This is a genomic window from Armatimonas rosea, from assembly GCF_014202505.1.
In the GTDB taxonomy this organism is placed as follows: Bacteria; Armatimonadota; Armatimonadia; order Armatimonadales; family Armatimonadaceae; genus Armatimonas; species Armatimonas rosea.
In genome coordinates this window covers 488,275-507,432 of record NZ_JACHGW010000004.1, presented here as the reverse complement: position 1 = coordinate 507,432, position 19,158 = coordinate 488,275, and the positions used below count along the sequence as shown (strand labels likewise).

General features: G+C 63.7%; 16 protein-coding genes. 6 read left to right on the top strand and 10 right to left on the bottom strand.

Annotated features, from left to right (window positions below):
* The first annotated feature begins 84 nt into the window (after positions 1–84).
* The 4 genes from HNQ39_RS21870 to HNQ39_RS21855 are packed head-to-tail and all read left to right on the top strand — an operon-like array spanning position 85 to position 4,532.
* Positions 85–666 (top strand): ATPase, encoded by a 582-nt coding sequence (locus HNQ39_RS21870; protein ID WP_221290217.1) that lies wholly within the window; start codon positions 85–87, stop codon positions 664–666.
* A complete protein-coding gene (locus HNQ39_RS21865; RefSeq protein ID WP_184201929.1) occupies positions 626–862 on the top strand; it encodes a hypothetical protein in 237 nt (78 codons plus the stop codon). The genes HNQ39_RS21870 and HNQ39_RS21865 overlap by 41 nt, the downstream gene beginning before the upstream one ends.
* A gap of 47 nt (positions 863–909) precedes the next feature.
* Positions 910–1,530, top strand: a complete 621-nt coding sequence (locus tag HNQ39_RS21860) for a hypothetical protein (protein ID WP_184201926.1) — start codon at positions 910–912, stop codon at positions 1,528–1,530.
* A gap of 32 nt (positions 1,531–1,562) precedes the next feature.
* The gene (locus tag HNQ39_RS21855; RefSeq protein WP_184201923.1) at positions 1,563–4,532 is read left to right on the top strand and encodes a proline dehydrogenase family protein; all 2,970 of its coding nucleotides are present in this window, start codon (positions 1,563–1,565) and stop codon (positions 4,530–4,532) included.
* 95 nt (positions 4,533–4,627) lie between these two features.
* Here HNQ39_RS21855 and HNQ39_RS21850 read toward each other — a convergent pair whose 3' ends face one another.
* The 3 genes from HNQ39_RS21850 to HNQ39_RS21840 all read right to left on the bottom strand — a co-directional run bounded on the left by HNQ39_RS21850 (position 4,628) and on the right by HNQ39_RS21840 (position 8,189).
* Positions 4,628–5,209, bottom strand: a complete 582-nt coding sequence (locus tag HNQ39_RS21850) for a TMEM175 family protein (protein WP_184201920.1) — start codon at positions 5,207–5,209, stop codon at positions 4,628–4,630.
* Positions 5,206–5,658, bottom strand: a complete 453-nt coding sequence (locus HNQ39_RS21845) for a hypothetical protein (RefSeq protein ID WP_184201917.1) — start codon at positions 5,656–5,658, stop codon at positions 5,206–5,208. The genes HNQ39_RS21850 and HNQ39_RS21845 overlap by 4 nt, the downstream gene beginning before the upstream one ends.
* A gap of 149 nt (positions 5,659–5,807) precedes the next feature.
* Entirely contained in the window at positions 5,808–8,189 is a 2,382-nt protein-coding gene (locus HNQ39_RS21840) for an endonuclease MutS2 (RefSeq protein ID WP_184201914.1), read from the bottom strand.
* Positions 8,190–8,253: 64 nt separating this feature from the next.
* Here HNQ39_RS21840 and HNQ39_RS21835 point away from each other — a divergent pair, with 64 nt between their 5' ends.
* Complete coding sequence (locus HNQ39_RS21835; protein WP_184201911.1) at positions 8,254–9,153, top strand: pectinesterase family protein; 900 nt, start codon at positions 8,254–8,256, stop codon at positions 9,151–9,153.
* 137 nt (positions 9,154–9,290) lie between these two features.
* Here the strand turns inward: HNQ39_RS21835 and HNQ39_RS21830 are convergent, their stop codons facing one another.
* From HNQ39_RS21830 to HNQ39_RS21805, 6 genes are all read right to left on the bottom strand, one after another.
* Complete coding sequence (locus HNQ39_RS21830) at positions 9,291–11,057, bottom strand: ABC transporter ATP-binding protein (RefSeq protein ID WP_184201908.1); 1,767 nt, start codon at positions 11,055–11,057, stop codon at positions 9,291–9,293.
* 167 nt (positions 11,058–11,224) lie between these two features.
* Positions 11,225–12,361 (bottom strand): glycosyltransferase, encoded by a 1,137-nt coding sequence (locus tag HNQ39_RS21825; RefSeq protein ID WP_184201905.1) that lies wholly within the window; start codon positions 12,359–12,361, stop codon positions 11,225–11,227.
* A gap of 25 nt (positions 12,362–12,386) precedes the next feature.
* Complete coding sequence (locus HNQ39_RS21820) at positions 12,387–14,600, bottom strand: bifunctional diguanylate cyclase/phosphodiesterase (RefSeq protein WP_184201902.1); 2,214 nt, start codon at positions 14,598–14,600, stop codon at positions 12,387–12,389.
* A gap of 111 nt (positions 14,601–14,711) precedes the next feature.
* The gene (locus tag HNQ39_RS21815) at positions 14,712–15,269 is read right to left on the bottom strand and encodes a hypothetical protein (protein ID WP_184201899.1); all 558 of its coding nucleotides are present in this window, start codon (positions 15,267–15,269) and stop codon (positions 14,712–14,714) included.
* Positions 15,266–15,817, bottom strand: a complete 552-nt coding sequence (locus HNQ39_RS21810; protein ID WP_184201896.1) for an RNA polymerase sigma factor — start codon at positions 15,815–15,817, stop codon at positions 15,266–15,268. Before HNQ39_RS21810 ends, HNQ39_RS21815 begins: the two co-directional genes overlap by 4 nt.
* 186 nt (positions 15,818–16,003) lie before the next feature.
* The gene (locus HNQ39_RS21805) at positions 16,004–17,428 is read right to left on the bottom strand and encodes a D-apionate lactonase family protein (protein ID WP_184201893.1); all 1,425 of its coding nucleotides are present in this window, start codon (positions 17,426–17,428) and stop codon (positions 16,004–16,006) included.
* Between the two features lie 60 nt (positions 17,429–17,488).
* Between HNQ39_RS21805 and HNQ39_RS21800 the strand changes: the two genes are divergently transcribed.
* Positions 17,489–18,391: a glycoside hydrolase family 5 protein gene (locus tag HNQ39_RS21800; RefSeq protein ID WP_184201890.1), complete on the top strand. Its 903-nt coding sequence runs from the start codon at positions 17,489–17,491 to the stop codon at positions 18,389–18,391.
* Between the two features lie 12 nt (positions 18,392–18,403).
* Here the strand turns inward: HNQ39_RS21800 and HNQ39_RS21795 are convergent, their stop codons facing one another.
* Complete coding sequence (locus HNQ39_RS21795) at positions 18,404–19,153, bottom strand: hypothetical protein (RefSeq protein WP_184201887.1); 750 nt, start codon at positions 19,151–19,153, stop codon at positions 18,404–18,406.
* Positions 19,154–19,158: the final 5 nt, after the last annotated feature.

The window sequence follows — 19,158 nt, the reverse complement described above, 5'->3', positions numbered from 1 at the left end:
CCAGAGGCCTTCGTGTCGCGCAGCGACAGCAAGACGCCCCCCTCTAACGGGGGCGATCTCTATGGGGGCGGTACAATGCAGTCCATGCCGCGATTGATCATTCTAGCGGGGCCGAACGGTTCGGGGAAGTCCACGATTGCGCGGACCTTCTTGCCGGAGGGGATGCCGTACCTCAACGCCGATGAGATCGCCAAGGAGCTGCGCCTGACCGACCCGGACGGAGTCGAGGTGCGGGCGGGGCGGCTGCTCCTAGAGCGGCTCGATCTGCTGGCGGGCGAGGGGCGGGACTTTGCGCTGGAGACCACCCTCTCCGGGCGGGCGCTGGCGGTGCGGGTGGTGAAGCTGCGGGAGCAAGGCTACCAGGTGCACCTCTACTTTCTCTATCTCCCCAGCCCGGAGCTTGCGGTGGCTCGTGTGCGCCAGCGGGTGCGAACCGGCGGGCACTCGATCCCCGAGAAGACCATCCGCCGCCGCTGGGAGAGCGGCCTGCGCTGCTTCTACGATCTCTACCAGCCCCTGGCCGATGAGTGGCTGGTGGTAGACAACACGACCCTGGACGACCCCGGGGTGATCGCCTACGGAACGACGCCACAGCCCGCTGCCTGGCGTCAGATGAGAGCAAACTATGTCGAGCGACGAGTCAAACCAACCGAAGAAGTCCTTTGAGCTGAGCCACCTTCCGATTGTCCTGAAGGCCTTTCAGGCCGGTGTCCAGGCCGCGCTGACGGACCACAAGCGCCGGCAGCAGTCGGTCGTGGTCTGGCGCGACGGTAAGGTGGTCGAGGTCGAGCCCGAGGATATCCCCGATTTTGCGCCAGAGTCCGCCGAGGAGGGGAAGGAAAAAACGGAGCATCCTGCGTAACTTCTCTGGGGGGGCTGTGTCCCACAAAACAGAGGAGTTTAATGTCGATGTTGAAGACACTTGGGATCGTTGTTGTGGTAGGGGGCCTCGTGGCGGGCTGTAGCAAGCCCATTCCGGCGCCGGAGCTCAAGCCTGCGGTGGGGCCAAGCAATGCCTTTCAGTACCTGCGGCCACAGGGCTGGCGCGGCGAGGGCAAGATCGAGGCGGGAGGCAATGCGGGCTCGATCGAGCTCACCAGCGGCACTGCCTATGTCCGAATCGGGGGCGACCTCGTGGGCTCGCTGATGGGCGACATGATGAACGCGAGCAATGCCCAGATGGGAAGCCTCGCAGAGGGGCTCCCGGGTGGGCTGGGGGCGGCGGTCAAGGCCAGCACCAAGCCCGCGGTCGAGCGTCTCCACGATGCCCAGGGCGAGGGGCTGAGCAAGAAGTTCCAGGACTACCAAGACGGGACGATGAAGCCGCTGCAGTCCCCGACGGGTGAGGGGCGCTTCTCGGAGTTCACGGCCAAGGATGGCAGCCTGGCGATTCATGGCTACCGTGTAACGATTCTCGGGGGCGACAAGCGCTACACCGTGCGGGCCAGCTGCGCCGAGAGCGACTGGGCGACCCTCAAGCCGGTCTACGAGAAGATCATCCAGAGTGTCGCTCCCGGGCCACAAAATTAGGACAGTCTGAACAAATGTGGTAGAATGCCCCCATGAGTACTACCATGGGGGTTGAGCAAGCAACACAGACACGTGGCAAGCGCTTGCTCTCCGAGGTCCGCCGCCAGGAGAAGAAGGGCAGCGCGACCGAGATTTTCTATAGCAAGCTCATGGCGCTCTCGACGCGCGATGAGAAGCTCAAGATCGAGCTCTTTCGGTTTGTTGATGCGCTTCCTGCGCTCAAGTCGCCCGAGTCCGTGGCACGGCACTTGATGGAGTATCTGGTGCGTCCTGATGTCTCCCTCCCACCGGGCGGCGCTCAGCTGCTGAGCACCCTTGCGGCCACCGGGCCATCGCGCTCGCTGTTGCACTTCGTGTCGCACACCGGGGCGAAGATGATGGCGGGGCGCTTTATCGCTGGGCGCAACGGGATCGAGGCCGTCAAGGAGATCGAGCGCCTTCGCCGCGTCCCCATGACCTTCACGATGGACCTGCTGGGTGAGGCCGTGATCAGCGAGGTCGAGGCGCTTGCCTACCAGAAGAAGTACCTCGATCTTATTGAAGACCTCGCGCGGCTCTCCAAGGACTGGCCGACCATCGACCAGCTCGAAAAGGCCAGCTATGGCCAGCTCCCCAAGGTCAATGTCTCGGTCAAGCTGAGCTCGCTCTACGCGCGTTTTGACCCGATGGCCGCCGATGCCACGGTCAAGGCCGTCAAGGAGCGCCTCTACCCGATCCTCTCCGCCGCCAAGAAGCACGGGCTCTTTGTCAACTTCGACATGGAGCAGCACGACTTCTGCACGGTCACCAACCGCATCTTCCGCGAGATCTTCACCGAGCCCGAGTTTGCCGACTGGGCCGATGTGGGTATCGTCGTGCAGGCCTACCTCAAGCGCGCCGAGAACGACTTGGTGGAGCTGCGCGACTGGGTGATCGCCCGCGGGGTCCCCGTCCATGTCCGCCTTGTGAAGGGGGCCTACTGGGACTTTGAGACCATTATCGCCGCCCAGCGCCACCATCCGGTTCCGGTCTGGGAGAAGAAGCCCCTCACCGATGCCTGCTTCGAGCGCTGCACGGAGTTCTTGCTGGACAACTGGCAGTACCTGCGCCCGGCAATCGCCAGCCACAATGTGCGCTCGTCGTCGAAGGCCCAAGCGCTGGCGGAGGCAAAGGGAGTCCCGCCGCGGACCGTCGAGTACCAGGTGCTCTTTGGGATGGGCGAGCCCATTGGCCGCGCCCTCGCCGCGCAGGGCGAGCGGGTCCGCACCTATGTCCCCTTTGGGGAGCTCCTCCCCGGCATGGCCTATCTTGTCCGCCGCCTGCTCGAGAACTCGTCCAACGATAGCTTTATCCGCAAGTCCGGCGATGCCAATGCCGACGATGCGCTGCTGGCCGAGCCCACCTCTCCCCCCCAGCCCCCCTCACCTAAAGGCAAGGGGGGAGAGTTTATGAATAACCCCGAGGTGGATTTTGCGATCCCCGAGAACCAGAAAAAGATGCAAGAAGCTCTAGATAAGATCAAGGCCGACCTCGGCTTTACCGTTCCCATCGTCATCAATGGCAAGCGCGAGACAGGCACCGTCGTCGAGCGCCCGGACCCGTCGGAGACCGCCGTGGTGGCGTCCAAGGCCCATTTTGCCAGCGTTGCCCAGGCCGAGCAGGCGCTGGCGGCGGCGAGCGCGGCGTTCCCGAGCTGGCGCGATGTCTCGGTGAAGGAGCGCGCGGATCTGCTGCGTCGCACCGCCGAGCAGTTTGAGAAACGCCGCTTCGAGATCTCGGCGTGGATGGTACGCGAGGTCGGCAAGCCCTGGCGCGAGGCCGATGCCGATGTCGCGGAGGCGATTGATTTCTGTAACTTCTACGCCACTGAGATGGAGCGCCTCTCGGAGCCCCGCAAGCGCAACCTGCCGGGCGAGTGGAACGAGTATTTTTACGACGCCCGTGGTCCCGCGGTGATTATCGCCCCCTGGAACTTCCCGCTGGCGATCCTCTGTGGCATGGCCGTGGCCGCGATTGTCGCCGGAAACCCGGTGATCCTCAAGCCTAGCGAGCAGGCATGCCGTGTCGGCTACTTCCTGCAAGAGGCGCTGGAGGCCGCGGGTTGCCCGGCGGGCGTCTCCAACTTCCTCCCCGGCGATGGCGAGCAGATCGGGCCGACCCTTGTCAACGATCCACGCGTCGCCGTGATCGCCTTCACGGGGAGCAAGGCCGTGGGGCTCAGCATTATCCGCTCCGCCTCCGAGGTGCGCCCCGGCCAGCGTGAGATTAAGCGCGTCATCGCCGAGCTCGGCGGCAAGAACGCGATTATCGTGGACGAAGACGCGGACCTTGACGAGGCCGTGGCCGGTGCGCTCGCCTCCGTTGCCGGTTTTGCCGGCCAGAAGTGCTCGGCGTGCTCAAGAATCATCGTGGTCGGGGATGCCTACGAGCCGTTCTGTCACCGGCTGGGCGAGGCGATGGCCAGCCTGATCGTCGGAAACGCCGCCGACCCGGCGACCAATGTTCCGCCGGTCGTGGATGCGGACTCCCAAGCGCGGATCGAGCGCTATATCGAGATCGGCAAGCAAGAGGGCAAGCTGGTCGGGCAGAAGGCCGTGCCCGCGGAGCTCGTCGGGAAAGGCTACTATGTCGCGCCGAGCGCCTTTATCGACTGCCCCGCCGATGGCAAGCTCTGCCAGGAGGAGATCTTTGGCCCGGTGGTCGCGATCCTCAAGGCGGCCACGCTCGACGAAGCCCTCGCGATCGCCGATGGGACGATGTATGCGCTGACGGGCGGGCTCTACTCGCGCTCCCCGAAGAATATCGAGCGGGTGCGACGGGAGTTCCGCGTGGGCAACCTCTACATCAACCGCAAGATCACCGGCGCGGTGGTGGACCGCCAGCCCTTTGGCGGTGCGCGCATGTCGGGAGTCGGGAGTAAGGCGGGCGGGCCGGACTACCTCCAGCAGTTCCTCGTCCCCCGCACGATCACCGAGTCGGTCATGCGCCGCGGGTTCGCCCCCACGGAAGAGAGCGGGGCCTAAAAGTCCCCGCCTAAGGCCGCGCAAGCGCGAAGCGGGCCGAGCCCGCAGAGAACCGCGTGTTTACGCGGCCTCGGGCCGCTTGACGTGCAGCGTCGCTAAGGCGGGGACTTCAGGCCCCGCTCAATGCGCCGGTCGGGGATGAGCCACATCACCGCCACGGCCCCGTAGAGCACCGCCGACCCCACAGGAAGCCAGAACGCCAGCACGACGGCAATCAGGTAGAGAACGACGGAGATAATTCCTTTGATGTCTTTACCGATTGCCCGTGCCAGGTGCGAGTCCTCACCGTTTACCGCGACCAGCACCTGCGCCAGGATGTAGTACGCCACGCCGCAGAGCAGCAAGATCACGCCGTAGAGCATGACAGGCCGCGTCGCAAAGTGGTTCTCGCCCATCCAGCCGGTCGCAAACGAGACCAGCGAGAGCCAGAACAAGAGATGGAGATTGGCCCAGAGCACGCGCCCGTCCACATGGCGCACCGCCTGGAGCAAGTGGTGGTGGTTGTTCCAGTAGATCCCCAGAAAGACAAAGCTCAGCGCGTAGCTGAGAAACTTATCCTTCAGCTCCCAGAGGGTCGGCCAGTCCGCCCCATGGGGCACTTTCAGCTCCAGCACCATGATCGTGATGAGAATCGCGATCACCCCATCGCTAAACGCTTCCAGTCGGCCCTTGGTCATGGGGAGATTTTACCGCACAGAGCTTGTATCGCGTCCCAGGGAAGCTCTTTTACCGTTCGGTTCTTGGCGTAGTGCTCGTCGGTCGCCAGAAGCATGATCTTGGAGAGCTCCGCACGGACGAGCTTTAGCCAGAACGCACGCTTGACAGTGAACTCGATAGGGGCGACGTTCACGCGATCCGAATCGACAATCGTCACGCGATCAAGGTGCTGCGCCGTCGGGATACGGGTGAAGGTAAAGTCGAAACGTCCTGGCTCTTCGTACCACGTGAACGTCGCCGTCGCGTCGCCCGCGTCAAGCCGGACAGCCGACTCCGCAAGCCCCTCAAGGGGATCGTTGAAGATACCCGTCAGGGTGAACTCATGAACCGTGCGGTTGACGGAGAGCCGTGCATAATCCCAGCCATGGGTGCCATGCTGGAGCTGAAGGTCAATGTCGTCGGGCTTCATTTTGGTTCGGGATTGGTCGGGGCCTGAAAGTCCCCATCTAAGCCGCCTTCGGCGAAGCGGCCCGTGGCCGCACCGGACAATCTTTCCTGTTCGCGGGCTCGGCCCGCTTCGCGCTTGCGCGGCCTTAGACGGGGACTTTCAGGCCCCGACTACTGCCGCAGAACCAGTTCCGTTGCACCCGCGCCGCCGAAGTCGGGGTGGGCCATGGCGAAGCTTAGCACGCGGTTGTCGGTCTTGAGAGTCTCCCAGATGGCTTTGCGGAGTGCGCCTGTGCCCTTGCCATGGACAATGCGGACATTGAGCAGCCCGGCGGTGTAGGCATCGTCGAGCCACTTGTCCACGCGTGGAAGGGCGGCATCGGCGCGCAGGCCGATCACGGTGAGCTCGTGGGAGACGGTCATCGTCTTGGTCATGGCGAGCGCCCCGGCGTTGGTGGCGCTCTCCACCTTGGGAGCGGGGAGGGCGGCGATCTCCACTCCGTTGAGGGTGCGCAGGGCGGAGAGGGGAACCGTGACACGCATCGCACCGACCTGGACCTGGACCTCTTTGCCCACAGAATCAGCTAGCACATTGCCGACAGCGTTGCCTAGCGACGTTACCCGGACGCGCTCGCCTTTTTTGAGGACGGTAGGGATCGGGGCCTCGTCGAGCGGGAGCGGCTCTTTTTCCCAGCCAATCTCCCCGATCAGCTCGTCGGTGGTGTCCTTCATCTTCTTGCGCGTGGACTGGGTCTTGCGGCCCTCCTTGCCCATCCGCCGCAGCTCCCCGATCAGGTTGTCCATCTTCTCGGTCTTCTGGCGAATCACCGCGCGGGCCTCTTCCGTGGCGCGCTCTTTTGCCTCTTTGCGCAGGCTCTCCAGATCGCGCAGGCGCTCCTCGTACTTGAGCTTCATCACGTCGAGCTCACGGCGGAGCTTGCGGGCGTTCTCGCGCTCGTTCTCGGCGCTGCGCTTGGCTTTTTCGAGGCGCTGCATCACGGTCGCGGCCTCCGCGCCGGCGCGGTTTTGGTTCTCGACCGCGGCATCCACCACGCGCGGCGGCATGCCGAGGCGGCGGGCGATATGGAACGCGTTCGACGAGCCCGGGACACCCTGGAGAATGCGATAGGTCGGGCGCAGGGTCTCCGGGTTGAACTCCACCGCGGCATTGTCGATCCCATCGCGGCTGTAGGCGAACTCCTTGAGCTCCCCATAGTGGGTCGTCGCGATCACACGGGCGTTGTGGGCGAGCAGGTCCCCCAGGATCGCCTTGGCGAGCGCCGCGCCCTCCGCGGGGTCGGTGCCGGAGCCGATCTCATCTAGCAAGACAAGGGCTTGGGTGCCGAGGGTCTTCAAGATGCGGACGATATTGCGAATATGCGCGGAAAACGTGGAGAGGCTATGCGTGATCGACTGCTCATCGCCGATATCGGCAAAGACCTGGGTAAAGTGGGCCAGCTCGGCACTGCGGGCGGGGACATGAAGCCCGGACTGCGCCATGAGCGTGAACAGCCCGACCGTCTTGAGGGTGACGGTCTTTCCGCCGGTGTTGGGGCCAGTGATCAGAAGCGCCTTTGTGGCATCGTCGCCGAGGTGCACGGTGATGGGGACGACATTTTCCTGGTCCAGCAGCGGGTGGCGGGCCTCCTCCAGGGCGACATAGCCCTTCTGGTTGAGCTTGGGCGCGACACAGTGGAAGTCATCGGCGAGCTTGCCCTTGGCGCTAGCGAGGTCCAGCCCCCCGACAATCTCGATCGTACTAAACAGCGACTCATTGACCTTCTTGACACTCTCGGTGAGCTTCTTGAGGACCTTCTCGATCTCGGCCTGCTCGGCGGCCTCAAGCTGACGCAGCTCATTGTTCAGCTCAACCACGATCAGCGGCTCGATAAAGACGGTCGCGCCGGTGCCGGACTGGTCGTGGACAATGCCGGGGAGCTGGCGCTTGAACTCGGCCTTCACGGGCAGGCAGCGGCGGCCATCGCGCAGCACGACAGTCGGGTCCATGAGCATCCCGCGGGTCACCGACGAGTTCAGCACGGCGTTGAGCTTCTCATCTACCCGGCGCTGGGTGACCCGAATCTTGGCGCGGGCCGCCGCCAGCGCCGGGGACGCGGAGTCCAGCACATCGCCGCTCCGCCCGATACAGAGCTCGATCTCGGCCAGCAGGCGCGGGTACTCTTGGATGCCGAGGGCTCGGTCACTCAGAAGAGGGGCTTTCTCGGCGTGGCGGACCAGGAACTGCTTCAAGCGGCTTGCTCCCACTAAAGTCGACGAGAGCGTCAGGAACTCATGGGGAGTCAGGTTTTGTCCTACATCGGCGTGGGCGAGCGAGCGCCGGATATCCTGGATTCCCCCCAGCGGAAACGGCCCGTGCGCATCCGTAACCTTTCGGACTTCGGTGGTCTCTTGCTGCCACTCCTGGATAAAGGCAAATAGGGGGCTAGGCGTCAGCTCCCGCGCCCGCTCCGCCCCCAGCGCACACGCCGCCCGCTCTGCCAGCAACCCGCGCACGGCGTCAAACTCTAAAACTCGTAGGGAATGGTCATCCATAACAAAACTCGTATCGCCCCCGCGGGCTCGCTCGCTAAACAGTGTACCCGGCTATAATAGACCCATGCCAAAGACATGGACTGTCGCTTCCGAGGGAACCGGAGGCAAGGCGGACTTTAAGACCGTCCAAGCGGCGCTGGATGCGGTGCCGGAAAACAACAAAGAGCCGATCTTGATTCGAATTCGCCCAGGGACGTACAAAGAGCTCCTGACCCTGCACAAGAGCAAGGGCAATGTCACCCTGCGCGGTGAGTCGGCGGAGCGGACGGTGCTGACCTTTGACCGGAGTGCACGGACCCTCGACCCGACGGGAAAGCCCTACGGCACGAGCGGCTCGGCGAGCGCGACTCTCTCAGCCGATAACTTCCGCGCCGAGAACCTGACGTTCGCCAATAGTGCCGGGCGAGGTCGCGATGTCGGGCAGGCGGTGGCGGTCAAGACCCAGGGCGACCAGATGGTCTTTGAAAACTGTCGCTTTCTGGGCTGGCAGGACACCCTCTACGCCAACGGCGACGGCCACCAGCGCTTTACAAACTGCTACATCGAGGGCGATGTGGACTTTATCTTCGGCCACGCTGCCGCGGTTTTCGAGAAATGCAAGCTTGTCTGCAAGGGCGAGGGCTATGTCACGGCGCAGGCCCGCGATACGGAGCGCGACCCCGGCGGCTATCTCTTCTGGCGCTGCGATATCTCCGCCGCGCCGGAGGTTCGTCCGGGCAGTGTCTATCTAGGCCGTCCGTGGCGCGACTTTGCCCGTGTTCTCTTCTGGGAGTGCACGCTTGGGGCACAGATTCGCCCGGTCGGGTGGCATAACTGGGACAAGCCGGAGCGCGAGAAGACGGCGTTTTTTGCGGAGTGCAACAACAAGGGGCCGGGGGCGGAGACCAAGGAGCGTGCGCCGTGGAGCAAGCAGCTCACGGTCAAAGAGGCCGAGGCGTTTCGCCGGGCTCTAGCCGGGGTGTAGCCGGGGAATGAATGCCCCGGCAGGGGGGAAGGAGCGCCCCGTGGGCGCGGAGAGCGCTCATTTCTGCGCGTCCGCAGGACGCTCCCAACTCGGAGCCGGGGCATTCATTCCCCGGCCAATCCCCGGCCAATCCCCGGCTAGGCACCAGCCTCAAGCTCCGCTCTAAACTGCTCGGCGTAGAGGCGGGCGTAGATGCCGCCTTGCTCCAGGAGCTCGCTGTGGGTGCCCATCTCCTTGATCTCACCCAGCTCCATCACGACAATCTTATCGGCCTTGACAATCGTGCTGAGGCGGTGGGCGATCACAAAGCTGGTGCGGTTTGTCATCAGCCGGTCGAGCGCCTCTTGGATCAGGGTCTCGGTCTCGGAGTCCAGTGAGCTGGTGGCCTCGTCGAGCACCAGAATCCGTGGGTCGGCGAGGAGGGCTCGGGCGATCGCGAGGCGCTGCTTCTCGCCCACCGAGAGCTTGACCCCTTCCTCCCCGATCTTGGTGTCGTAGCCCTGTGGAAGCGCCTCGATCACCGATGTCAGGTTCGCGGCCTCCACCGCCGCGGCCAGCTCTTCGTCTGTGGCGTCCAGCTTGCCGTACTTGAGGTTCTCCCGGATGGTTGCGTGGAACAGAATGCTCTCCTGGAGCACCACCCCGATCTGCTGACGGAGCGAGTAGAGCTCGATCTCCCGCAGGTCGTGACCGTCGATGGTGATCCGCCCCTCCACCACATCGTAGTGGCGTGAGAGCAGGCTAATCATCGTGGTCTTCCCCGAGCCGCTGCCCCCCACAAAGGCGATCATCTGCCCCGGCTCCACGGTTAAGTCGATCCCCTTGAGGACATACTGCTCCGGCTCGTAGGCGAACTTCACGTGCTCGTAGACCACGCGCCCGGCGATCTTGGGGAGCGCGGGGGCCTTGAGATTGTTGACCACCACGGGCGCGGTGTCCAGCAGATCGAAGATGCGGCGCAGGCTGGTCTGGGAGCGTGCGAGCTGGTCGTTGAGCTGGATCAGACGGATCGTGGGGGCATAGAGATAGGCCGTGACCAAGACCAGAAACGCCACGAGGTCGCCCTGGCGGAGGTCGCCCTTAATCACCGCCTGTCCGCCCACACAGAGAACCACCGCCGTCCCGACCGCCGTGATGAGCTCTGCGCGCACCCAGAGCCAGGTGCCCAGGCCGTTCTGACGGATATTGAGGTTGAGGTTGTCGCGGTTGAGGTGCGTGTAGCTTCGGACCTCCGAGCGCTCCTGGGCGTAGGACTTGACCACCTGAATCCCCGCCAGCTTCTCCTGCAGGTCCGAGAGGATCACGCCGCGCAGCTCGCTGATCTTGCTGGCGTTGTCCGAGAGCCCCTTGCGTGAGAGCAGGTAGTTGAGGATGTAGATCGGGTAGACCGAGAGCGCCAGCAGCGCCAGGTGCGCGTTCTGCATAAAGATCAGAATGAGCACTCCGATCAGGGTCACGGAGTCCTGAATAATGGTCACAAACGCCCCGGTGATCAGCCCATTGACCTGGCCGACATCGTTGACCACGGTGGCGACGATCTTCCCGGTCTGGGACTTCTCAAAAAAGCCCTGCGAGAGCCCCTGCAGGTGGGTGTAGAGCTTGACACGGGTGTCGAGCAGGAAGCGCTGGCCCATCGCCTGGATGGTGACGCCCATGACATAGCTCATCAGGCCCGAGGCGAGCGAGACGAGAATCAGCAGGACAAAGGCTCCGGTAAGCGATGAAAACGGGCCGGGGAGGTGGAAGGGCTCGGACTTACGCGGGTCGAGGAAGTTGAAGATCTGCTTGATCAGCCCCGGTGTCTGGAGAGAGAGGAGGGCCGAGATCAAGGTCAAAAACGCGATCCAGAGCTGTGCCCCGCGGTACTTGCCTAGCTCCCGGATAAAACGCCCGAACTGCCCCATGGCTCTTACTTTATCATAAGCCGGGGATTGGCCGGGGATTGAAATCCCCGGCAGCCTTAGGGAGCGTCCCGAGGACGCAGGAAAGCTCTGTGCGCCCACGGGGCGCTCCTTCCCTCCTGCCGGGGCATTCATTCCCCGGCTACACCCCGGCCAATCCCCGGAAGAGGCTAGCAGCTGCGGGCGGCTTCGTAGACCGCGACAATGCGGCGGGCCATCTCGGTGGGGGTGGGGTGGAGCGGGCTCTGGCGGGCGGCGCAGGCGAAGGCTTTTAGGCGCTCGGTATCTTTAAGGAGGGCGGCGGCGGCCTGGCCCAGCTCGGAGGGTGGGACGATCAAGGCGTCGATGCCGTCGCGGACAAACTCCGGGGCACCGCCGCCGTTGGCGACCACACACGGCAGGCCGTTGCTCTGCGCCTCCGAGAGCACGACCCCTTGGGTATCCGTCACGCTGGGGAAGACAAAGAGAGTCGCGGCGGCGAAGATAGGCGGCAGATCGGGGCGTGGGACAAAGCCCGCAAAGCGCACCCGATCCGCGATTCCACGGGTCTCCGCCTCGGCCTTGAGATCGTTGAGTGCGGGGCCGCCTCCCACGAGCAAGAGGACGGCGTCCGCGGGCCAGTGCCGTAGGCCGTCGAAGAGGCACTCGATATTCTTCTCCCGCGCCAGCCGCCCGACATAGAGCAGGACCGGTGCTCCCTCGGTGAGGCGGTAGCGCTCCCGGACGCCCGCGATCTCGGTGGGCAGGACGGGGCGCAGGGCGGGGATTCCCGTGGGGACTACCGTGAGCTTGCTCTCGGGGACTCCCAGGCGGATCAGCACGTCGCCGGTGGCCTGCGACGGCACGATCACCTGGGCGCACTCGTGGCCGTAGTAGAGGCGCAGGTGTCGGGAGAGCCACCAGCGGCTCACGGCGCTTGGCAGCGGGACATAGTGGGTGTACTCGTGGTAGAGCGTGTGGAAGGTGGAGACGAGCGGCACGCCGAGCTGACGGGCCATGGCGCGGGCGTGCTGGCCCATGCCAAAGGGCTGCTGGGAGTGCACCACATCCAGGGGGAGGTTGCGGAGTGCCATCGGCTGTCCCAGGAGCGGCGAGTGCGCAAAGGGGTTCTGCGGGTTCCAGGGGGAGACCCACGACGGCAACCGGCGCACGGGAACCTCGCTGCTGTCGGCATAGCCGGGATAGCGGGGAGCCAGGACCGTCGGTTCGTGGCCCTCGGCGAGGAGTTCCAGGGCAAGGGTCTTCACCGAGGTCGAGACGCCATTGATCACGGGCTCGTAGCTCTCGGTAAACAATCCTACACGCATGACCGGTATTGTACCCGGTCGCGTCTCAGGCGGCGCGGCGTAGCCGAGGAGCGTGGTCTAGGCAGAGCTGCTCCACGGGGACGGGGCGGGCAAAGTAGAACCCTTGGAGGCCGTCGCAGCCCAGCTCCGTCAGAAGCTCCGCCTGCGCACGGGTCTCCACCCCCTCCGCGACCACGGTCATGTTCAGTGCATGGCCCATCTCGATCACCCCACGGACAATGGCGGCGTCGTTGGACGTGCGCTTAAGGTTATGGACAAAGAGCCGGTCGATCTTTAGGACATCGATGCGGTAGTTGCGGAGGGAGACCAGCGACGAAAACCCGGTGCCAAAGTCATCGAGCTCTAGCCAGATTCCCAGGTCTTTGAGGGCATTGAGGGTGCGCTCGGCGGACTTGCCGTGCTTGAGAATCGCGGTCTCGGTGAGCTCAAAGCCAATCAAGTCCGGGCGCACCCCGGACTGCTGGAGCGCACTCTGGACACGTTTTTGTAGGTCGGGCTGGAGGAGCTGGCGTGCGGAGACATTGATCGAGACGCGCAGGGGGAGCCCCGCTATCTCCCAGGCGCGTGCCTGCTGGCAGGCGGTCTGCATGACCCAGTCGCCCAGAGGGAGGATCAGCCCGGTCTCCTCCGCAAGGGGGATAAACTCACCGGGCGAGACCATGCCCCGCTCGGGGTGCTGCCAGCGGATCAGGGCCTCGACACCAATCGGCTGGTGGGTTCGGGCATCGACCTTGACCTGGTAGTGCAGGGTGAAGGCCTGCTGCTCGACCGCTTGGCGCAGGTCCGATTCTAGCTGGACTTTCTGGGCGAGGTTCTGGGCCAGGATCGGGTCGAAGCGACGCGTGCCGCCGTAGTGGTCTTCCTTGGCGCGGTGCAGGGCGATATCGGCGTACTTGAGGAGGCTATGGGCATTCTCGGCATGGCCTGGGTAGTCGCTGATACCGATCGTGACACTGGGAAGGTACTCGTAGTTGTCGAGCTGCACGAGGCGCGAGAGCTCCCGGCGGAGCCGTTTGACAAGCTCATCGGTCTGGCGCGCATCCGAGTTCTCCAGGAGGATCGTGAACTCGTCGCCCCCCATCCGGTAGACCCGCTCCCCGACAACGTCTTGCATCCGGCTGGCAATGGTCTGGAGCAAGTGGTCGCCAAAAGAGTGCCCGAGGGAGTCGTTGACCTGCTTGAAGCGGTCGAGGTCGAGGAAGAGAAGCGTGAGGGTGGTCTGCTGCTGGCGCGCTGCATCGAGCTGTGCAGTGACATCGGTGGTGAACCGGTGGCGGTTGGGCAGGCCCGTGAGGGAGTCGTGGCTGGCCTGGTAGCGGATCGTATTCTCCGACTCCGAGCGCTCTATCGCAACCCCGGCGAGGTAGGCGGCGGTTGCCAGGAGCTCCCGCTCCCAGCCTGTGGGGGTGTGGGGGTGCCGGTGGTAGATGGCGAAGGTGCCGACGGGGTTGCCCTCATTGGTGAGGATGGGATGAGACCAGCACGAGCGTAGCCCATAGCCATCAACCGCAAGGGTGACAAAGTCTTTCCAGAGGGGATCGGTGGCGATATCCTTGACAACGACCGGCTTTTTCCGGCTGAGAGCGGCCCCACACGAGCCCGCATCGGGGCTGACGATCAGCCCGTTGATCGCTGTGCGGTAGCCCTGGGGAAGGTTGGGAGCGCTCAGATCATAGACCGAGTTGGTGAGGGGGGCATAGCCCAGGATGCAGGTGAGCGACTCGGGGACCAGCTCCTCGATCAGGAGATTGAGCGAGTCCAGGATCGTCGCGAGTGGCCTATGCTCCGCGATCATCTTAAGGATGCGTGTCTGTCCCACATGGAGCGCTGCGTTGCGCTCTTGCCTGGTCACATCGACGAAGGTCCCGACCGCATCCCAGCCGTCGGGCTGGTAGAGCACATGGGCCTCTTCATGGAGCCAGTGCCACTTACCCCACTGGTCACAGACCCGAAAGGTATTGCTGACGAGCGGCTGCTGCTTCTCGATCGCCTGTGTCCAGGTCGCGCTCCTATAGGCCCGGTCTTGGCGGTGGATCGACTCTTCGAGTCTCTCCGCATAGCTGTTGGTTGAAGAGAGAGGGAGGAGGGCTTGTGCGGTCGCTTCACAGGGAAACGTAAGGCCTGCCGCGTTCGCCTTGAAGGCAAAGGCCCGCAGTGTCATCAAGAGCCGTGCCTGTAGCCGATCCTGGCGCTCATCGTCGTCGCGGGTCGTTTCGAGAAGGGGGGAGCGGTTTTGCATCAAGTCTCTCACTTTTCTTAATAATCGTCAAAAAGTGAGAGGGCGTGCAGGCTGATAAAACTACGGGAATTTCCCCTGTGGTACCTTGCGATCCCACAGGGGAAAACGTGCTTACTCCTCAGTCGGCGGTGTGGGCGGCGTCGGTGGCGTCGGGGGGGTGGGAGCCGTCGGCGGTGTGGGCGGTGTCGGTGGAGTCGGCGGCGTGGGAGTGCCACGGAGCCACTCGGGGAGGTGCTCCCGGATGACCGAGCCGATATCCTTGAGCTGGCCGAGCTCCTCTAGGTTGATATGGCTTGAGTGCTCGCCGTGCTTGCCGACAACAATCTTGACCCCTTTGTTCTTGCTCTTACCACCACTGTACTCCTCGCTCTCGTCGTCGAGGTAGCCCCGTAGCAGTCGACTGGCGACCCCGATCCGGTCGAAGCTCGCATCGGCGGGGAGGGGGGAGAACATGCCATGCAGCTCCACCCCTTGGTTCTGGAGCACGGCGAGCACATCGTTGTAGATTCGCACGGCCTCGAGAGCGCCCTCTTTCCGAAAGGCCCCCGAGAGGCTTGCGTGCTCGGCGAGGGAGTAGAGCTCCCCCACCATCCGGCGCACCCGTCGGATGTCTCTCTCGCGCTTCTCCGCCGCCGGGTCGAGGGTCGTGGTTGTTGTTTCTTCACTCATGGTAGTTCCTCCTGAAGGGAATAGTGTTGGCGCACGGCCTGGCGTGCACGGTAGAGCCGGCCCCGGACCGTGGCCTCGGGGACCGAGAGATACTCCGCGATACGAGCGACACTCCAGTCTTCGTAGGCGGCGAGGTAGAGAACTTCTTGCTGGTCTTGTGGGAGCTTTTGGAGCGCCTGGAAGATCACCTCTTGCTCGATTCGGGCGATCCAGTCGGGGGGGATCGCAAGCTCGTGGCTCGCGGTTCGCACCAGCGCCTCAAGATCGTCGGTGGCGGTGCACCGTCGCTCGCGCTGGAGGGTCTTGAGCGCAAGATTCCGGGCGATGGCGCGGAGCCACCCCCCGACTGCGCCCGGCGCTTCGAGGGTCGGCAACGCTTTAAAGGCTGCCAGAAAGGTCTCCTGCGCGACCTCTTCGGCGATTGCGCGGCTCTTAACAACCTGCTCCGCCGCCAGGGTGATCGGTCCCCGGTAGCGCCGGATCAGCTCATCAAAGGCCCGGATCGAGCCCAGCGTGGCATAGACCACCAGGGCCGCGTCCTCTTGCATTTCCAGCGAATCGTGCATCGTCGTAAGTAAAGAGCAACGCTCCGCACGAATCGTCACACCAGACGCGCAATTATTTTTTGGCGGGCAATAAATTACCCGCCTCGTATTTTTGGGAGCGTCCCGAGGACGCGCAGAGGATTTTGATTTATGCGCCCACGGGGCGCTCCTTGCCTTCGGCCGGGTAATTTACTGCCCGGTGCGTGTGAGAATGCGAACCTCGTGGGGGGCGAGGTTGAGGTTGGTCTTGCCGCCACTCACTCGTACTGCGGTAGGCTCGGGGAGGGTGCCGGCGGCGGTCTGGCCGTGGAGCTCGCGCGCGGTCCAGGCTCCCGCCGCGAGGCCCTCTAGGTTCGCTCGCTGGCGTGCGCTGGTTTTGTTGAGGACGATAATGCTCTCGCCGACGCCAAAGGCATCCACCGTGGGGACAAGGGGCGACCCGAGGACGGAGACAAGCCCCGTGCCGCTGGCGCGGACCTGGCGGATGGGCTGGCCGGCAAGGGGCGTGAGGGCCTTGAGAACCCGGTTGGCGTAGCCGGGGCCCATGTCGAAGGTCGTGCTACGGACCCCGGCGAGGGCGGCGTACTTGAGGCAGGCGGCGGCCCAGGCGGCGCCCAGGGGGCTGGCATTGCGCGGCTCGGGCGCGGGGCGCGGGTGCGTGAGGGTGAGGGCGATGTGGTGGAGATCGATGGGCTTACCGGGGGCAAACTGCCGCGCCGACTCCGCCAGCTCCGTGATGACCGGCACGTTCTCCCAGCACGTGTCGTCGTCGAAGAGGTGCTCGACCGGGAAGTAGGCAAAGGAGATGCTCTCGGCCGCCTTGGCCTTCTCACGGTCGTGGTTGATGCCATGGAACCAGTTGCGCTCGCCGGTGCTGCCCTGGCGAATCTCGGGAAGGACGCGGCCCGGCACGAGCTCCCCAACCTTGAGCGTCGTCGAGGCAGGCTGGAGAGTGCGGCGGGTCTCGCCGGTGGCGCGGATCGTGATGGTCTGGGTGTGCTCCTCACCCGTCTTGAGTTTGGGGTAGGGGTAGGGCATCACGGCGTAGGCCTTGAAGCTGGAGTCGGCGAAGTTGCGCTGGTCCTCCATGGAGAAGAGGCCGTCGCCGCTGAGGCTGACCGTGACATTGTCGTAGCGGAGCTCGGAGAAGTCGGGCTCGAACATCAGCGGGGCGTTGACAAACGTCGGGAACGTCCCGGTGCGCGGCCCCTTGGGGGTCTTGAGCTGGTAGCGCTTGCCGCAGACCGTCGGGGTGCCAAAGAGAACGCACAGCCCGATACGGTTGGTCTCAAAGTCGCGCTGGGGGATGCCCGTGACCGTAAACGTGATGGTTCCATCGTCGGTTCCCACCACCTTGGCTGCCCAGGAGTACGCGCCGTCGGAGTCGTAGCCCGCCGCGCCGCGCTCGCAGTCCGCCTCGAAGGTCAGCTCAAACGAGCCGAAGCGCGTCTTGATGGAGCTCGCCTTGATCCGGGGTGTCAGTGTGTCCCAGGTCTTGGTACGCACCGCGAAGAACACGCGGCGGATGATCTCCGTCTCGCCGATCTTGAGATAGCGCAGCTCACCATCGACAAACTTGCCGCGAATTGGCCCTGCAGTCACATAAGATTCCATGCGCTACAATTAGGGAGTGAGACTTGAAAGTCCTTTGTGGAGTGACGTGAGGAGAGATTGATGTCGATTGTAGAGCAACATGGTTTTTTGCAGGTGAAGGGCAACCGGATTGTCGATGCACAAGGCAAGCCGGTGCAGCTGCGTGGGATGTCGCTGTTCTGGAGCCAGTGGATCGGGAAGTACTACACTGCGGAGACCGTCAACTGGCTGCGCGATGACTGGAAGTGCACGGTGGTTCGTGCCGCGCTGGCGGTGGAGCCCGATGGCTACCTCAAGAACCCCGAGGTCGAGAAGAAGAAGCTCTTTACCGTGGTCGATGCGGCGATCAAGGCGGGAATCTACGTGATTATCGACTGGCACGACCACAACGCCCACCTGCACACCGAGCAAGCTGTCGCGTTCTTTGGCGAGGTCGCAAAGCGCTACAGCAAGGTCCCCAACGTCATCTACGAGACCTACAACGAGCCGCTCCAGAACGCAGCGTGGGCGACCCAGCTCAAGCCCTACCACGAGGCCGTGATCGCGGCGATCCGGCAGTACGACAAGAAAAACCTGATTATCTGCGGCACGCGCACCTGGTCGCAACAAGTGGAGGAGGCATCGCTGAGCCCGCTCAAGGGTAGCAATATCGCCTACACCCTGCACTTCTACTCGGGGACGCACAAGCAGTGGCTCCGGGACAATGCGACCAAGGCGCTCAAGAACGGGGTCGCTCTCTTTGTCACGGAGTTTGGGACGACCGAGGCGAGCGGCAATGGCCCGGTGGACCGCGACGAGACCCAGAAGTGGTGGGAGTTCTGCGATGCCAACGGGATCAGCTGGTGCAACTGGTCGGTCGCCGATAAGAACGAGTCGTCTGCGGTGCTCAAGCCCGGCGCCAGCCCGACAGGGAAGTGGAAGGACTCCGAAATCTCCCCCTCGGGCTTGTTTATCCGCGACGAGCTACGGCGCAAGAACCGCTAGGCGACGCCGGCGTCATTTGAGCCCAAGTGGCGAGTGTGCTTGTTTCTGTTTTGGGAGCTCTTCGACTTGCGCTTCTTTCGGTTCGGTGTCCCAGAGGGGGTGAACTGCCCAAAGCCCTAAGCCTATCGTGATCCAGCTCATGAGCTGCCGGAAATAGCTGGCGATGATGAGAGCGCTACCCCTGTCCCGGTTTTGCAGATAGCCACAGAGAAACAAGAGTCCCAGGTTAATCGAGAAGGCCAGGGCGTAGCGGCTGAAGGCAGTTCGTGTGCGGACCCGGAACGCCAAATTGTCCACGAGGCTCCGCTCTCTCGGCAGAAGCATTGTCGTGAGTCCCGCGATGAATGGGAGGAGAGCGGTCGCCAAGCCAAAGAGCTGCATCGTGAGGTCGGCTGGATTTCTCTGTGGCCAGAGCCCTGCGACCGTAAAGAAAAGCCCATTGGCAACGGCGGAGAGGGCGACCACATACCCCCAAACACCTAGCGTGCGTTTCGTGAGGTGTGGGCGACGTGTCCCGGCACAGACCGCGCCAAACCCTGCAACCAGGAACGCAATTGAGGAGAAATAGACATTTGAGCCGACAAAGGGAAACCAGAGAAGTTTTGTAAACCCCCAGAATAGGGCGACAACGGACAACGCAAGAAGGCCTATGAGGAAAGGGTAGTACTGCTTTTTAGGTTTGCTTTGGAGCCGGTCTTCCAGGACGAGCACTGCACAGCCAAGCAAAAAGGCAAGAAGTAGCGGTAGCAGTGCTCGTCCCATCGGAA

Bases quoted from the DNA above. Each gene is read 5' to 3' on its own strand.
- HNQ39_RS21800 (WP_184201890.1), top strand. From the start codon at position 17,489: ATGTCGATTGTAGAGCAACATGGTTTTTTGCAGGTGAAGGGCAACCGG.
- HNQ39_RS21830 (WP_184201908.1), bottom strand. From the start codon at position 11,057: ATGGGGCAGTTCGGGCGTTTTATCCGGGAGCTAGGCAAGTACCGCGGG.
- HNQ39_RS21850 (WP_184201920.1), bottom strand. From the start codon at position 5,209: ATGACCAAGGGCCGACTGGAAGCGTTTAGCGATGGGGTGATCGCGATT.
- HNQ39_RS21870 (WP_221290217.1), top strand. From the start codon at position 85: ATGCCGCGATTGATCATTCTAGCGGGGCCGAACGGTTCGGGGAAGTCC.
- HNQ39_RS21855 (WP_184201923.1), top strand. From the start codon at position 1,563: ATGAGTACTACCATGGGGGTTGAGCAAGCAACACAGACACGTGGCAAG.
- HNQ39_RS21805 (WP_184201893.1), bottom strand. From the start codon at position 17,428: ATGGAATCTTATGTGACTGCAGGGCCAATTCGCGGCAAGTTTGTCGAT.
- HNQ39_RS21810 (WP_184201896.1), bottom strand. From the start codon at position 15,817: ATGCAAGAGGACGCGGCCCTGGTGGTCTATGCCACGCTGGGCTCGATC.
- HNQ39_RS21845 (WP_184201917.1), bottom strand. From the start codon at position 5,658: ATGAAGCCCGACGACATTGACCTTCAGCTCCAGCATGGCACCCATGGC.
- HNQ39_RS21815 (WP_184201899.1), bottom strand. From the start codon at position 15,269: ATGAGTGAAGAAACAACAACCACGACCCTCGACCCGGCGGCGGAGAAG.
- HNQ39_RS21835 (WP_184201911.1), top strand. From the start codon at position 8,254: ATGCCAAAGACATGGACTGTCGCTTCCGAGGGAACCGGAGGCAAGGCG.
- HNQ39_RS21825 (WP_184201905.1), bottom strand. From the start codon at position 12,361: ATGCGTGTAGGATTGTTTACCGAGAGCTACGAGCCCGTGATCAATGGC.
- HNQ39_RS21820 (WP_184201902.1), bottom strand. From the start codon at position 14,600: ATGCAAAACCGCTCCCCCCTTCTCGAAACGACCCGCGACGACGATGAG.
- HNQ39_RS21795 (WP_184201887.1), bottom strand. From the start codon at position 19,153: ATGGGACGAGCACTGCTACCGCTACTTCTTGCCTTTTTGCTTGGCTGT.
- HNQ39_RS21840 (WP_184201914.1), bottom strand. From the start codon at position 8,189: ATGGATGACCATTCCCTACGAGTTTTAGAGTTTGACGCCGTGCGCGGG.
- HNQ39_RS21865 (WP_184201929.1), top strand. From the start codon at position 626: ATGTCGAGCGACGAGTCAAACCAACCGAAGAAGTCCTTTGAGCTGAGC.
- HNQ39_RS21860 (WP_184201926.1), top strand. From the start codon at position 910: ATGTTGAAGACACTTGGGATCGTTGTTGTGGTAGGGGGCCTCGTGGCG.